At 68.8% G+C, this 13476-nt stretch carries 16 protein-coding genes; 7 read left to right on the plus strand and 9 right to left on the minus strand.

The features are described 5' to 3' along the window. Positions 1 to 22 precede the first annotated feature (22 nt). Positions 23 to 775: a 3-hydroxyacyl-CoA dehydrogenase gene (locus AU194_RS05345; protein ID WP_059088194.1), complete on the plus strand. Its 753-nt coding sequence runs from the start codon at positions 23 to 25 to the stop codon at positions 773 to 775. Next, positions 772 to 1770: a nitronate monooxygenase family protein gene (locus AU194_RS05350; protein ID WP_059088195.1), complete on the plus strand. Its 999-nt coding sequence runs from the start codon at positions 772 to 774 to the stop codon at positions 1768 to 1770. Before AU194_RS05345 ends, AU194_RS05350 begins: the two co-directional genes overlap by 4 nt. Before the next feature lie 75 nt (positions 1771 to 1845). Here the strand turns inward: AU194_RS05350 and AU194_RS32830 are convergent, their stop codons facing one another. Next, the gene (locus AU194_RS32830; protein WP_255374825.1) at positions 1846 to 1977 is read right to left on the minus strand and encodes a hypothetical protein; all 132 of its coding nucleotides are present in this window, start codon (positions 1975 to 1977) and stop codon (positions 1846 to 1848) included. Positions 1978 to 2060: 83 nt separating this feature from the next. Further along, the gene (locus tag AU194_RS05355; protein ID WP_059088196.1) at positions 2061 to 2603 is read right to left on the minus strand and encodes a DoxX family protein; all 543 of its coding nucleotides are present in this window, start codon (positions 2601 to 2603) and stop codon (positions 2061 to 2063) included. A 167-nt stretch (positions 2604 to 2770) separates the two neighbouring features. Here AU194_RS05355 and AU194_RS05360 point away from each other — a divergent pair, with 167 nt between their 5' ends. Both AU194_RS05360 and AU194_RS05365 read left to right on the plus strand, forming a co-directional pair. Further along, positions 2771 to 5017 (plus strand): MMPL family transporter, encoded by a 2247-nt coding sequence (locus AU194_RS05360; protein WP_059088197.1) that lies wholly within the window; start codon positions 2771 to 2773, stop codon positions 5015 to 5017. A 47-nt stretch (positions 5018 to 5064) separates the two neighbouring features. Beyond that, positions 5065 to 5646, plus strand: coding sequence for a bifunctional 2-polyprenyl-6-hydroxyphenol methylase/3-demethylubiquinol 3-O-methyltransferase UbiG (locus tag AU194_RS05365; protein ID WP_082698494.1), 582 nt, complete (start codon positions 5065 to 5067; stop codon positions 5644 to 5646). On the opposite strand, the gene AU194_RS05370 is transcribed toward AU194_RS05365, so the two are convergent. Beyond that, positions 5643 to 6356, minus strand: a complete 714-nt coding sequence (locus tag AU194_RS05370; protein ID WP_059088199.1) for an NAD-dependent deacylase — start codon at positions 6354 to 6356, stop codon at positions 5643 to 5645. The genes AU194_RS05365 and AU194_RS05370 overlap by 4 nt on opposite strands. A 45-nt stretch (positions 6357 to 6401) precedes the next feature. Here AU194_RS05370 and AU194_RS05375 point away from each other — a divergent pair, with 45 nt between their 5' ends. Beyond that, a complete protein-coding gene (locus tag AU194_RS05375) occupies positions 6402 to 6755 on the plus strand; it encodes a GntR family transcriptional regulator (protein ID WP_369804028.1) in 354 nt (117 codons plus the stop codon). Positions 6756 to 6759: 4 nt separating this feature from the next. Here the strand turns inward: AU194_RS05375 and AU194_RS05380 are convergent, their stop codons facing one another. Then, positions 6760 to 7599: a class I SAM-dependent methyltransferase gene (locus AU194_RS05380; RefSeq protein ID WP_059088201.1), complete on the minus strand. Its 840-nt coding sequence runs from the start codon at positions 7597 to 7599 to the stop codon at positions 6760 to 6762. After that, positions 7596 to 8135: a DUF1697 domain-containing protein gene (locus AU194_RS05385; protein WP_059088202.1), complete on the minus strand. Its 540-nt coding sequence runs from the start codon at positions 8133 to 8135 to the stop codon at positions 7596 to 7598. The genes AU194_RS05380 and AU194_RS05385 overlap by 4 nt, the downstream gene beginning before the upstream one ends. Before the next feature lie 34 nt (positions 8136 to 8169). On the opposite strand from AU194_RS05385, the gene AU194_RS05390 reads away from it, so the two are divergent. Both AU194_RS05390 and AU194_RS31645 read left to right on the plus strand, forming a co-directional pair. Further along, a complete protein-coding gene (locus AU194_RS05390) occupies positions 8170 to 8613 on the plus strand; it encodes a PPOX class F420-dependent oxidoreductase (protein ID WP_059088203.1) in 444 nt (147 codons plus the stop codon). A gap of 42 nt (positions 8614 to 8655) precedes the next feature. Continuing rightward, a complete protein-coding gene (locus AU194_RS31645) occupies positions 8656 to 8820 on the plus strand; it encodes a DUF5302 domain-containing protein (RefSeq protein WP_157575906.1) in 165 nt (54 codons plus the stop codon). Here AU194_RS31645 and AU194_RS05395 read toward each other — a convergent pair. Genes AU194_RS05395 through AU194_RS05410 form a run of 4 tightly spaced genes read right to left on the minus strand, consistent with a single transcriptional unit; the run spans position 8817 to position 13347 of the window. After that, positions 8817 to 10112 carry an acyltransferase gene (locus AU194_RS05395; protein ID WP_059088204.1) on the minus strand — a complete coding sequence of 432 codons (1296 nt, stop codon included), beginning with the start codon at positions 10110 to 10112 and terminating at the stop codon, positions 8817 to 8819. The two genes, AU194_RS31645 and AU194_RS05395, sit on opposite strands and share 4 nt — an antisense overlap. Positions 10113 to 10140: 28 nt before the next feature. Next, positions 10141 to 11331 (minus strand): MFS transporter, encoded by a 1191-nt coding sequence (locus AU194_RS05400; protein WP_059088205.1) that lies wholly within the window; start codon positions 11329 to 11331, stop codon positions 10141 to 10143. Between the two features lie 40 nt (positions 11332 to 11371). Next, positions 11372 to 12997, minus strand: coding sequence for a cation acetate symporter (locus AU194_RS05405; RefSeq protein ID WP_059088206.1), 1626 nt, complete (start codon positions 12995 to 12997; stop codon positions 11372 to 11374). After that, a complete protein-coding gene (locus AU194_RS05410) occupies positions 12994 to 13347 on the minus strand; it encodes a DUF485 domain-containing protein (RefSeq protein ID WP_369804027.1) in 354 nt (117 codons plus the stop codon). Before AU194_RS05410 ends, AU194_RS05405 begins: the two co-directional genes overlap by 4 nt. Between the last annotated feature and the right edge of the window lie 129 nt (positions 13348 to 13476).

Raw genomic sequence — 13476 nt, forward strand, 5'->3', positions numbered from 1 at the left:
AACAACAGAAAGGTATGTGCGAGTGGAAATCAAGGACGCTGCAGCCGTAGTCACCGGCGGCGCATCGGGCCTCGGCCTGGCCACCACCAAGCGACTGCTCGACCGGGGCGCCTCGGTCGTGGTCATCGACCTCAAGGGTGAAGAGGCCGTCGCCGAACTCGGCGAGCGCGCGAAGTTCGTGCAGGCCAACGTCACCGACCCCGAACAGGTCTCCGCCGCGCTCGACGCCGCCGAGGAGATGGGCCCGCTGCGCATCAACGTCAACTGCGCAGGCATCGGCAACGCGATCAAGACGCTGAGCAAGAACGGCGCCTTCCCGCTCGAGGAGTTCAACAAGGTCATCCAGGTCAACCTGGTCGGCACCTTCAACGTGCTGCGGCTGGCCGCGGAGCGGATCGCCAAGACCGACCCGATCGGCGAGGAGCGCGGCGTCATCATCAACACCGCATCGGTCGCGGCCTTCGAAGGTCAGATCGGGCAGGCCGCGTACTCGGCGTCCAAGGGCGGCGTGGTCGGCATGACCCTGCCGATCGCGCGCGACCTGTCGCGCGAGTTCATCCGCGTCTGCACCATCGCACCCGGTCTGTTCAAGACCCCGCTGCTGGGCTCGCTGCCCGAGGAGGCGCAGCGCTCACTCGGTCAGCAGGTGCCGCACCCCGCGCGCCTGGGCGATCCCGACGAGTATGGTGCGCTGGCCGTCCACATCGTCGAGAACCCGATGCTCAACGGCGAGGTGATCCGCCTGGACGGTGCGATCCGGATGGCGCCGCGATGAGCTTGCGCACGAAGTTCACCGAGACCTTCGGTGTCGAGCACCCGATCGTCCAGGGTGGTATGCAGTGGGTCGGCCGCGCCGAATTGGTTGCAGCCGTGGCGAATTCGGGTGCGCTCGGGTTCATCACCGCGCTCACCCAGCCGACGCCGGCGGATCTGGCCGACGAGATCGCGCGCTGCCGCGATCTGACCGACAAACCGTTCGGCGTGAACCTGACGATCCTGCCGACGATCAACCCGCCGCCGTACGACGAATACCGTCAGGTCATCGTCGACTCCGGGGTGAAGATCGTCGAGACGGCGGGGTCGAACCCGGCGCCGCACCTGCCGATGTTCCACGACAACGGCATCAAAGTGCTGCACAAGTGCACCTCGGTGCGCCATGCGGTCAAGGCGCAGAGCCTCGGTGTCGACGGCATCAGCATCGACGGATTCGAATGCGCCGGCCACCCCGGCGAGGACGACATCCCCGGCCTGGTGCTGATCCCGGCCGCCGCCGCCAAGATCGAGATCCCGATGATCGCCTCCGGCGGTTTCGCCGACGCCCGCGGCCTGGTCGCGGCGCTGGCACTGGGCGCCGACGGCATCAACATGGGTTCGCGGTTCATGTGCACGGTGGAGTCGGCGATCCACCAGAAGGTCAAGGAAGCGATCGTGGCGGGCACCGAGCTCGACACCGAATTGATCTTCCGGCCGCTGCGCAACACCGCCCGGGTGGCCAGTAACACCGTCTCGCGGGAAGTCGTGGAGATCCTCAACCGCGGCGGTCAGTTCGACGATGTGAAAGACCTGGTCGCCGGTAAGCGTGGCGTGAAGGTTTACGAAGTGGGCGATCTGGACGCCGGCATCTGGAGCGTCGGCACGTCGATGGGGTTGATCAACGACATCCCGACGGTCGGCGAGCTGGTGAGCCGGATGGTCGCCGACGCCGAAGCGCTCATCACGGATCGGCTGGCCGGGCTGGTTAAGCCCGCCGCCGAGCGGGTGTCGGCCTGACGCCGGTCAACCCTTGTACCCGCAAGGGGGCAGCAAACGGCTGAAGAACACGCGCGCCCGCACGGGCGCGCGTGTTCATCCCGCTTGAGCCAGCGGGGTCCAGTCTTCGAGCTGCTCGGAGGTGTCGCCCTCGACGAGGAAATCCCCGTGGTAGAGCGCCTCGAAATCAACCTTGATGACATCGGCACTGGTGTCGTCGATCCACATGCCAATGAGCGTATGAGTCACCATTAAGGAATCGTTGAGTCACGATTCGGAAAACGCTGGCAATACTACTTTCGGGTAGGTTTCTAGCCAGTAGGGGACGTGAAGTGGATCGGGTTCGTCCCGTTGAGCGCCACCCACGTCACCACGGCCGCCGCCACCGCCACGGCGAGCAGCAGCGCCGCCGTCCGCGTCGACCAGCGGATCCGATCGACCTGGGCATCCACCGCATACCGTCCGGCGCCGGCGAACAGCAGCGCGATCGCGCCGAACGCCACCAGGAACGGCACGTTGAACGGTTCGGACCAGAACGCCGACCCGGACACGTTGACCGCCCACGCGTCGATCATCGCGGCGATCACCGCCACCGCCGCGAGCGGGGTGAGCAAGCCCAGCAGCAGTCCGATCCCGCCGAGCGTCTCGGCCGCGGTGACCATGAACGCCGCCAGTTTCGGCAGCCGCCACCCGCCGGCCTCCATGAACCCGGCGGTCGTCGTGAAGTCGACCGCTTTGATGAGCCCCGCCTGCAACATCGTGGCGCCCACGGCCACCCGCAGCACCAGCAGCGCGATGTCGGTGCCCGTCGAGGTGGGGGTGGTGACTGTCGTTCTCACATCGGTGCTTGCCATGGTCTCCGTCCCTGTGCTGTGAACCGCCTGGGAAGTCGCTTCCCATCATCGTCTAGACCTGTGCGCCCGTCACTTCTCATCGCGAACCGGTGGTCACGGTTCTGACAGATTCAACGGTCCTTGCCGCGGCTACAAACTAGCCAATCGGGTGGGGGAGAGGACGGGACGTGCTGTCACGTATTGCCGGTGCGGCTGTCGCCTCGCCGAAACGGATCCTCGTGGTATCCGCGTTCGTCGTGGTCGTGGCCGCCGTCCTGGGAATCCCGGTCAGCCAGACGCTCTCCGCGGGCGGCTTTCAGGACCCGACGTCGCAGTCCGCGCGGGCCAACCAGGTCCTCGTCGACAAGTTCGACCAGGGCGACATGGATCTGATGATCAGCATCAGCGCCGACGACGGTGCCCAGGCGCCCGCCGCCACCGCCGTCGCCACAGAGATCGTCGCCGAACTCGAAGCCGACCCCAGCGTCTCCGGGGTGACCTCGGCCTGGACCGCACCGCCGGAGGCCGCCGAGTCGCTGCTCAGCAGGGACCGCACGACGGGCCTGGTGATCGCGGGCATCACCGGCGGCGAGACCGGTGCCCAGAAGCACGCCAAGGAGCTCTCCGACCGGTTGGCAAACGACCGCGACGGGGTGACCGTGCGGGCCGGCGGCGAGGCGATGACCTACGTCGAGATCAACAGGCAGACCGAAAAAGACCTGCTGACAATGGAGTTCATCGCGATCCCGCTCAGCTTCGGGGTGCTCGTGTGGGTGTTCGGCGGACTGCTGGCCGCGGCGCTTCCGGTGGCCGTCGGGGTGTTCGCGATCGTCGGCACCATGGCGGTGCTGCGGGTGCTGACGATGTTCACCGACGTGTCGATTTTCGCGCTGAACCTGTCGGTCGCGATGGGGCTGGCATTGGCGATCGATTACACGCTGCTCATCGTCAGCCGGTTCCGCGACGAACTCGCCGACGGTGTCGACCGCGACCGCGCACTCATCCGGACCATGGCCACCGCGGGCCGCACCGTGCTGTTCTCGGCGCTGACCGTCGCGCTGTCGATGGCGACCATGGTGCTGTTCCCGATGTACTTCCTGAAGTCGTTCGCCTACGCAGGCATCGCGGTGGTCGGATTCTCCGCGACGGCCGCGATCGTCGTGGCGCCCGCGGCGATCGCGCTGCTCGGAGACCGTCTCGACGCGTTCGACGTGCGCCGGCTGCTGCGGCGGGCGACCGGGCGATCCGAACCGGCCGTCAAACCCGTCGAGCGGACGTTCTGGTACCGCTCCACCAAATACGTTCAGCGCCGGTCACTTCCGATCGGTGTGGTCGTCGTGGGGCTGTTGCTGGTGCTCGGCGCGCCGTTCCTCGGCATCAAGTGGGGTTTCCCGGACGACCGCGTGCTGCCGCAGTCCTCGTCGGCGCGGCAGGTCGGCGACGAGCTGCGCAACGACTTCGCGATCGACACCGCCACCGACGTCACCGTCGTCATCCCCGACACCGCGGATCTGACACCGGCCGACATCGACCGCTACGCCGCGGACCTCTCTCAGGTGGCGGATGTGGTCAGGGTGGCGGCGCCGGGCGGCACCTACGTCGCCGGCGCGCGGGTCGGGCCCCCGTCGGCGGCGAGCGGACTGAACGCGGGCAGCGCGTACCTCACCGTCGGCAGCGACACCGATCTGTTCACCGACGCATCCGAGAGCCAACTCGACGCCCTGCACGCGGTGCCCACCCCCGGCGGCCAACCCGTGGAGTTCACCGGCACCGCCCAGGTCAACCGCGACAGCTCGGAGTCGATCACCTCGCGGCTGCCGCTGGTGCTGAGCATCATCGCCGTCATCAGCTTCGTGCTGCTGTTCCTGCTCACCGGCAGCGTGATCATCCCGCTGAAGGCGTTGGTGCTCAACGTGCTGTCGCTGTCGGCGGCGTTCGGGGCACTGGTGTGGATCTTCCAGGAGGGGCACCTCGGGGCGCTGGGCACGACACCCACCGGGACCCTGGTCGCGAACATGCCCGTGCTGCTGTTCTGCATCGCGTTCGGCCTGTCGATGGACTACGAGGTCTTCCTGATATCGCGGATCCGCGAGTTCTGGCTGCAGTCCGGCCGCACCCGCGCCGACAACGACGAGAGCGTGGCGCTCGGCCTCGCCCGCACCGGCCGGGTGGTCACCGCCGCGGCACTGCTGATGACGATCTCGTTCGCGGCGCTGATCGCCGCGCAGGTGTCGTTCATGCGGATGTTCGGGCTCGGGTTCACCCTCGCGGTGCTCGCCGACGCGACGCTGGTCCGCATGCTGCTGGTACCCGCGTTCATGCACCTGATGGGCCGCTGGAACTGGTGGGCGCCGCGTCCGCTGGCGCGGCTGCACGACCGCATCGGCATCGCCGAATCCGGACCGCCCCGCCACCGCGAACCGGTGGCAGGATAGGCGGGGTGAGCGTCGACAATCCGTTCTTCGCCCGGCTGTGGACGGCCATGTCCGGCCACGAGACCGACGCGATGCGGCACCTGCGCGCCGACAACCTCGCCGGTCTCGCGGGCCGGGTGCTCGAAGTCGGCGCGGGCACCGGCACCAACTTCGCCCACTATCCGCCGACGGTGGCCGAGGTGGTGGCCATCGAACCCGAACGCCGGCTGGCCGCGCACGCCCGTGAGGCCGCCGCCCACGCACCGGTACCCATCGAGGTGAGCACCGAGAGCGTCGAGGAACTGACCGCGGGGGAACCGTTCGACGCCGTGGTGTGCTCGCTGGTGCTGTGCTCGGTCGACGATCCGGATAGTGTGCTGCGGCAACTGTTCTCGCTGTTGCGGCCGGGTGGCGAACTGCGCTACCTCGAACACATCGCGGCCACCGGCCCGCGGGCCCGGCTGCAGCGGGTCGCCGACGCGACGGTGTGGCCGCGGCTGCTCGGGAACTGCCACACCCACCGGCACACCGAGGCCGCGATCACCGGCGCCGGTTTCCGGGTGGAGCGCGCCCGCAGAGAGTGGATGCTGCCGCCGTGGGTGCCGCTGCCGGTCGCCGAGGTCGCGCTGGGCCGGGCGGTGCGCCCTTAGGACAGGAGTTCGGGCAGGCGCTGCAGCAGCGTCGGCAGTGCGCCGGTCGCGGTCTCGCGCAGCGAGAGGGTCGCGGTGTCCGACAACGGGGTGCGCTCCGGGTTGACCTCGATGACCCTGGTGCCGCGCGACAGCGCCATCTCCGGCAGCCCGGCCGCGGGGTAGACGATCGACGATGTGCCGACGACGACCACCACGTCGGCGGTCAGGACTGCGCGCACCGAGCGGTTCCACGCGTCCTCGGGCAGCGCCTCCCCGAACCACACCACGTTCGGGCGGATCAGACCACCGCACGGGCACTGCGGCGGGTCGACGGCCTCGACGGGTTCGGGCATCTCGGGCAGGGTGCCCTCGAAGCGGGAACCGCAAGCGTCGCAATGGAATTCGAACAGGCTGCCGTGCAGGTGGTAGACGTTGCGGCTGCCGGCCCGCTCGTGCAGATCGTCGACGTTCTGGGTGACGACGTGCACCTCGGCGTAGTCCTGCCACGCCGCGACCGCGCGGTGCCCGTCGTTGGGTGCCACCGCGTCCATCATGTAGTGGCGCCACAGGTACCAGGCCCACACCTTCTCCGGGTTGGCGGCCCATCCCTCGGCGCTGGAGATCTCGTACGGGTCGACCTTCGCCCACAACCCCGTCTCGACATCGCGGAACGTCGGCACCCCGCTCTCGGCGGAGATGCCGGCCCCGCTGAGCACCGTCACCTGCACATGACCAACCTAGCGGGTGTGGGAGATACTGGTCACGTGGCCGGTATGGGGGAGTGGTTGACGGTCGACGCGCGGGGATCCAAACCCCTGTTCGACCAGCTGCGCACCCAGATCATCGAGGCCGTCCGCGACGGCCGGTTGCCGCCCGGCACCCGGCTCCCGACGGTGCGGGAACTCGCCGGGCAGATCGGTCTGGCCGTCAACACCGTCGCCCGGGCGTACCGCGAACTCGAGGCGGCGGGCGTGCTGGAGACCAGGGGCCGGTTCGGGACGTTCGTCTCCCGCGTCGACCCCGCCGACACCGCGATGGCCAGTGCCGCGCAGGCGTTCGTGTCGACGGCCAAGGCGCTGGGGCTCGACAAGTCCGAGGCGCTGCGTTACGTGGAGGAAGCGTTCTAAGGCGTCAGCCGAACTCGAGCAGCGTCCACACCGGGCGTATCTGATCGAACAGCGGAAGCCGCTGCGCCGTCCACAGCAGCGCGTTGATCACCCGGCCGCGAGCCTCCGGCAACGGCAGATCGTGTACGGCGCGCACGCCCGGGACCGAGTCGGCCAGCGCGGCGGCGTCGGCCGGGCTCAGGCTGAACGGCATCGGAGGAACCTTGTAGCGCAGGGAGGTTCGCATCCCCACCCGCGCCCAGCGGGCGAACCACGACGGCGGCAGGTCGAACATCATCTGTCCGCCGGGGAACCGCTGCGCACAGGCCCGGATGATCGACATGGCCTCCTCGGGCTGCAGGTACATCAGCAGGCCCTCGGCGGTGATGAACACGCCCTCGGAGTCGTCGACCTGATCCATCCAGCTGAAGTCCAGCGCGGACTGCGCGCACACCCGGATCCGGTCCGACGCCGGGAGCAGCTTTCGCCGTAGTTCGATGATCGGCGGCAGGTCGACGGTCAGCCATCCGAAGTCGTGGCCGACGTCGGCGGCGTCGATCCGGTAGAAGCTGGTCTGCAACCCCTCGGCCAGGGCGACGACGGTGGCGCGGGGATGGGTGCGCAGATAGCGGCGGGTGTAGGCGTCGAAAGCCTTGGCGCGCAAGCCCATGTCCTGGCGGCGGCTCGGCCCGAACTTGCCCCAGTCGAAGTCGATGGACTCGACCAACCGGATCGCCATCGGGTCGTCGATGAGGCCGTCGCGGCGGCGCGCCTCGTTGGCACGGACGAGCAGCGTGAGCAACGCCGTCTCCGAGACCCCGGTCAGCGCGCTGCCGTCCACCTTGGCCGGTGGTGTATCCGTCACCTCGCCGAATCTACCGAACGCAGCACTTTGTCCAGGGTGCGCAGGTTGCGGGTGGTGGTCGAGGATTTGTAGCGCTTCTTGCCCATGGTCTTGCCGATCGTGGTCTCCAGCGTCGTAGATTTGGGCACCTGCCAGTAGACGACGCCGTCGCCGCGCTGGATCTTCTCCTCGGGTGGAGCGTCGGCGGCGAGCTCAGCGAGTTCGTCGAGCACCTGCTCGTCGGTGACGAACGTGACGTAGGAGTGGTGGCCCTCGACCTCGCGTTCGAAGGGGTAGCCCGCCGAGATGGCCGCCACGGTCGCCGCGCCGTAGGCCAGCACCCACGCGTCGTATCCGAACCGGGTCCGCAGCGCCTGCTCGGCGGTGCGGCGCACGCTCGCCACGTCGGCATCGCTGTCGAGCAGCACGTTGCCGCTGGCGAGGATCGTCTTCACCGCGGTGAACCCCGCCTCGGTCAACGCCGCGGCCACATCGGCCATCTTGAGGTTGACGCCGCCGACGTTGACTCCGCGCAGGAACGCCACGAAACGTGTCATGACGCGAAGGTACCGAGGAAAGTAGGCTCGCAGAATGGTGCGTCAGGTGTTCGACGACAAGCTGTTGGCCTTGATCAGCGGTAACTCGCTGGGTGTGCTCGCGACGATCAAACGCGACGGCCGCCCGCAGCTGTCCAACGTCACCTACTACTTCGATGCCCGCGCGGTCGCGCTGCAGGTGTCGATCACCGAACCGCGGGCCAAGACCCGCAACCTGCGCCGCGACCCGCGCGCGTCCATCCATGTCAGCTCCGACGACGGGTGGGCCTACGCCGTCGCCGAGGGCGAGGCGGTCCTCACCCCACCCGCCGCGGCGCCCGACGACGCGACTGTCGAAGGGTTGATCACGTTGTACCGCAACATCGCCGGGGAACACCCCGACTGGGACGACTACCGGCGCGCGATGGTCGACGACCGCCGGGTCCTGCTCACGCTGCCGATCAGCCACCTGTACGGGATGCCGCCGGGCCGTCGGTAAAAGGAGGCGACGGCCCGCCGCCGAACGGGTTAGGCTGCCGGCATGGCTGACCAACCCGAGAACGACACCAAGCGCAAGTTCCGGGAGGCGCTCGAGCGCAAGAAGGCACACGCGGCGGGATCGGCGCACACCGACGGCGGCGTCAAGCAGCCGAAGGCGCACGGGCCGGTGGAGAACCGTCGCGAATTCCGCCGCAAGAGCGGTTAGTCCCGGACGGCCATGGCGCGGGCGCCCACCAGCGCGGCCAGCATCGCGGCCACGCACCACAGCCCCTGTTCCTTGAGGCCCCAGCCGACCGAGGTGAGTGTGGCCGCACCCGCCACGCACAGCAGTGCGCCGACGGCGGCGCTGCGCGCACCCGGACCGGTCACGGTGCCGCCGTCCCACAGCGGCAGCGGATCGTTCTCCAGCGGCCGCAACAGAGTGAACGCCGCCGCGACCAGCACCGCCATCACGATCACCTGGGCCACCGAGATCGTCACGAAATCCGGTGCGGCGGGGTCGAATCGGGCCAGGCCGAGGTAGGCGAACGCCAGGTGCGTCGCCAGTAGCGCGGGCATGTGCCAGAGGTACAGCGTCATCGCGCCGGAGTTGCCGATCGCGGCCAGCCACCACACCCGCGGCCTGCGCGCCCACCGCGCGATGGCAGGGGCGGCGGCAATCGCGAACGCGCACATCATGATTGCGTGGCCGGCGAGTAGCAGCGACGGTGGTGTCATGTTCTTGACCTGCTGGGTGTCGATGCCGACGAGGCTGAGCTCGTAGGGGCCCAACACCACCACGGCGATGTTCACCACGAGCGCCCCGACCCCGACGAGCGCGGCGGTGCGGCCCGCGATCAGACGGCGCCGGTACGCGACGCCGAACACCGCGGGAATCAGCCAGACGACGGTGTTGAGGTATCCGAGCGCGGTCAGGCCCTCCGTGTGGAGCCGGATCGCGTCGACGAGGGCGATGACCACGTAGACCCCCGCTACGGTGCACGCCGCCTGGATGGCGGTGGTGATACGGGCGAGCGCGGGCACGGCCGCCAACACGAGGACGTAGGCGCCGAGGAACCACAGCAACTGGATCGAGACCCCGGCGATCGGGTCGTAGACGTGAACGGGCAGCACCAGCCGCAGTGCCGTCAGCGTCACCGCCCAGAACGCCAGGTACCAGAACACCGGCCGGTAGAGCCGGGTGCAGCGCCGCAGGAGCCACCCGCCCCAGCTCGACCCCGGCCGCCACGAGTCCACGCAGGCCGCGACCCCGGCGAAGAAGAACAGCGGCATGATCTGGAACACCCAGGTCAGCGCCTGCAGCACGGGGGAGGTGGTGAGCAGGTTGCCCCACAGGAAGACGTCGTCGCGCACCGCGCTGGTCGCCATCATCGTGTGGCCGAGCACCACCCCGGCCAGCGCCGCGATCCGGATGACGTCGATGGCCCGGTCGCGGGTCTGCGGCGTCGCCGCCGTGACCTCGTCGGGGGTGGGGAACAGGCGGGTCGCAACGGTCATGCGGCAAAGCTAAGCCGCGCGCCACCCCTCACTCATGAGTAGAAACACTCGACTTCTCCCGCGAGAGGATCGCGATCAGGCAGCCCGTGGCGAGCACCGCGACGGCGATCGCGAACCCCACACCCGCGGTCTTGAGCCCGACCGCCTGCGCGGCCAGCCCTTCACCGACCACCGGCAGCGAGATCGCCACGTAGGCGACCACGAAGTACGTCGAACTGACCTCGGCGCGCCGCTCCGGCGGGGTGCGCTCGGCCACGGCGGCCAGGCCGCGGCTGAAGCTCATCCCTTGGCCGACGCCGGAGACCAGGGCGGCCACGATCAGGCCGGGCAGCGACGAGAAGTGCAGCGCGACGGCGAGAATCGCCATGCCCACCACGAGGATCGCGCATCCGGCCGCCACCGCACGCGGCGGCGGCACCCGGTTGGCGAGCACCTGGGTGACCGCCGAGGCGGCGAAGATCGAGCAGGCGATCGCCCCGGCGACCGCGTGGTTGGAGATGCCGACGACCTGGGCGAGGAACGACGGCGCCACCGCGGTGAACAGTCCGGTGACCGCGAACCCGGCGAACGCCGCGAGCGCGGCGATCACGAACACCGGACGGGCCTCCGGCGGGACGGCCAGCCGCTGCCACCCGATGCGGCCGCCGCGCGGTGAGGTCTCCGGGACCACGAACACCGCGACGCCGGCCAGCACGGCCAGCACGATGTGGACGACGAACACCAGATGCAGCGGTTGCGGCGCATACTGCACGAGCAGCCCGGCGACCAGCGGCCCGGCGCCCAACCCGCCGATGTTGGCCACCGTCGCCACCGCGGCCGCCCGGTTGCGCCAACTCTCCGGTGCGGCCTCGATGACCGCCGCAGTGGCCGTCCCGGTGAAGAGCCCGGCCGACAGCCCGGACAGCACGCGTCCGACCAGCAGCACCGGCACCGAGTCCGCCGCGAGGAACACCACCGCGCTGGCGATCGCGAACCCCACCCCGGCCAGCAGCATGGGCCGTCGGCCGACCGTGTCCGACCAGCGACCGAACGCCAGCAGTGCGACCAGAACGCCACCGGCGTAGGCCGCGAAGATGACCGTGGTGGTCAGCACCGCGAAGTGCATGCGGTCGGCGTAGAGGGCGTACAGCGGTGTGGGCACGGTGGTGCCGAGCATGGTGACCGCGAACGCGTACGCCAGGAGGGCGAACGCGTAACGGCTCACGGGGATTCGGGGCATGGGGGGTGCAACGTTACCGTCGCACCCCCGCAATCCCCACTCAGTGCGAGACGGCCTTCTCGGCGCCCACCCCGGTCAGCGAGCGCACCTCCATCTCGGCGGCGATCGTCGGGTCCTCGTCGTCCGGCGAGGTCAACGTGCCGACGATGCCGAGGATGAACGCCAGCGGGATCGACACGATGCCCGGGTTCGCCAGCGGGAACCACGCGAAGTCGACGCCCTCGATCATCGACGTCGGCGTGCCGGACACCGCGGGGGAGAACACGATCAGCACGATCGTCGAGATCAGACCGCCGTACATGCTCCACAGTGCACCGCGGGTGTTGAAGCGCCGCCAGTACAGCGAGTAGAGGATGGTCGGCAGGTTCGCCGCCGCCGCGACCGCGAACGCCAGCGCCACCAGGAACGCGACGTTCTGTTCGCGGGCCAGGATGCCGAGGCCGATCGCGAGTGCGCCCAGTACCACCGCGGTGATCCGCGAGATCTTCACCTGTTGCGCCTCGGAGACGTTGTCGTTCTTCAGCACGCTGGCGTAGATGTCGTGGGCGAACGACGCCGACGCCGTGATCGTCAGACCCGCCACGACCGCGAGGATCGTCGCGAACGCCACGGCCGAGATGATCCCGAGCAGCACCACGCCGCCGAGTTCGAACGCCAACTGCGGGGCCGCGGAGTTCACCCCGCCGGGCGCGGCCAGGATGCGGTCGGGTCCGACCAGCGCGGCGGCGCCGTAACCGAGCGCCAGCGTGAACAGGTAGAAGGCGCCGATGAGCGCGATCGCCCAGACCACGCTGCGCCGCGCTTCCTTGGCCGTCGGCACCGTGTAGAACCGCATCAGCACGTGCGGGAGGCCCGCGGTGCCCAGCACCAGCGCCAGCGCCAGCGAGATGAAGTTGACCTGCGTGGTCAGCGATACCCCGTACTGGGCGCCCGGTGCGAGCACGTCGCGGCCGGCGACCTTCGCGTCCTCGCTGCCGCTGACCATCGCCTGCGCGCCGCCCAGGATCTCGGAGAAGTTGAACCCGAACTTCGCCAGCACCATCACCGTCATGATGCCCGCGCCGCCGATCAGCAGCACCGCCTTGATGATCTGCACCCATGTGGTGCCCTTCATCCCGCCGACGAGCACGTAGACGATCATCAGCACGCCGACGACCGCGATCACGACCGACTGCCCGATGTCGCTCTCGATGTTGAGCAGCAGCGCCACCAGCACACCGGCGCCCGCCATCTGGGCCAGCAGGTAGAACAGCGACACCGCCAGGGTGTTGGTGGCCGCGGCCAACCGCACCGGACGTTGCTTCAGCCGGAAGCTCAGCACGTCGGCCATCGTGAATTTGCCCGTGTTGCGCAGCAATTCGGCGACGAGCAGCAGTGCCACCAGCCACGCGACCAGGAAGCCGATCGAATAGAGGAACCCGTCGTACCCGTAGACGGCGATGGCGCCCGCGATGCCGAGGAAGCTCGCGGCCGACAGGTAGTCACCGCTGATCGCGATGCCGTTCTGCGGACCGGTGAAGGCGCGGCCCGCCGTGAAGAACTCGGTCGCGGTGGCGTTCTTCTTGCTGGCGCGGATGACGATGAACAGCGTCACCAACACGAACAGCGCGAAGATCGACATGTTCGCGACGGGGTTACCGATGGTCTCGGCGGCGAGCACGGTCATGGCGCGTGTCCCTCCAGGTCGGCGCGCAGCTCCGTGGCGCGCGGATCGATCACCTTGTTCGCGTACCGCACGTAGATACCGGTGATGAGGAATGTGCTGACGAACTGACCGATACCGATCAGCAGGCCGATATTGATGTTGCCCCAGACCCTGGTGGCCATGAAGTCGGTGGCGAACGTGCTCAACAGCACGTAGAGGGCGTACCAGATGAGGAAGGCCGCGCTCATTGGGAACACGAAGCGGCGCAACCGGTTCCGTAGATCCTGGAACTCCGGACTGGCCTGCATGGCCACATATTGCTCACCGCTGGGCATCACTGCCTCGCGTGGTGGAAGCTCCGTCTCGGACACCGTGACTCCTGACCTCGTCGTATGTGAAGTGGTTCTCGGCCGAACCTAACTGAGAGGTAGGTCACATACCCGTTCCGCTCGGCGAGAACCAGCGGCGGTGCGGTGAACGGTCGGTCGGCGACGACAAGC

It is taken from the genome of Mycobacterium sp. GA-2829 (assembly GCF_001499965.1).
Lineage (GTDB): Bacteria > Actinomycetota > Actinomycetes > Mycobacteriales > Mycobacteriaceae > Mycobacterium.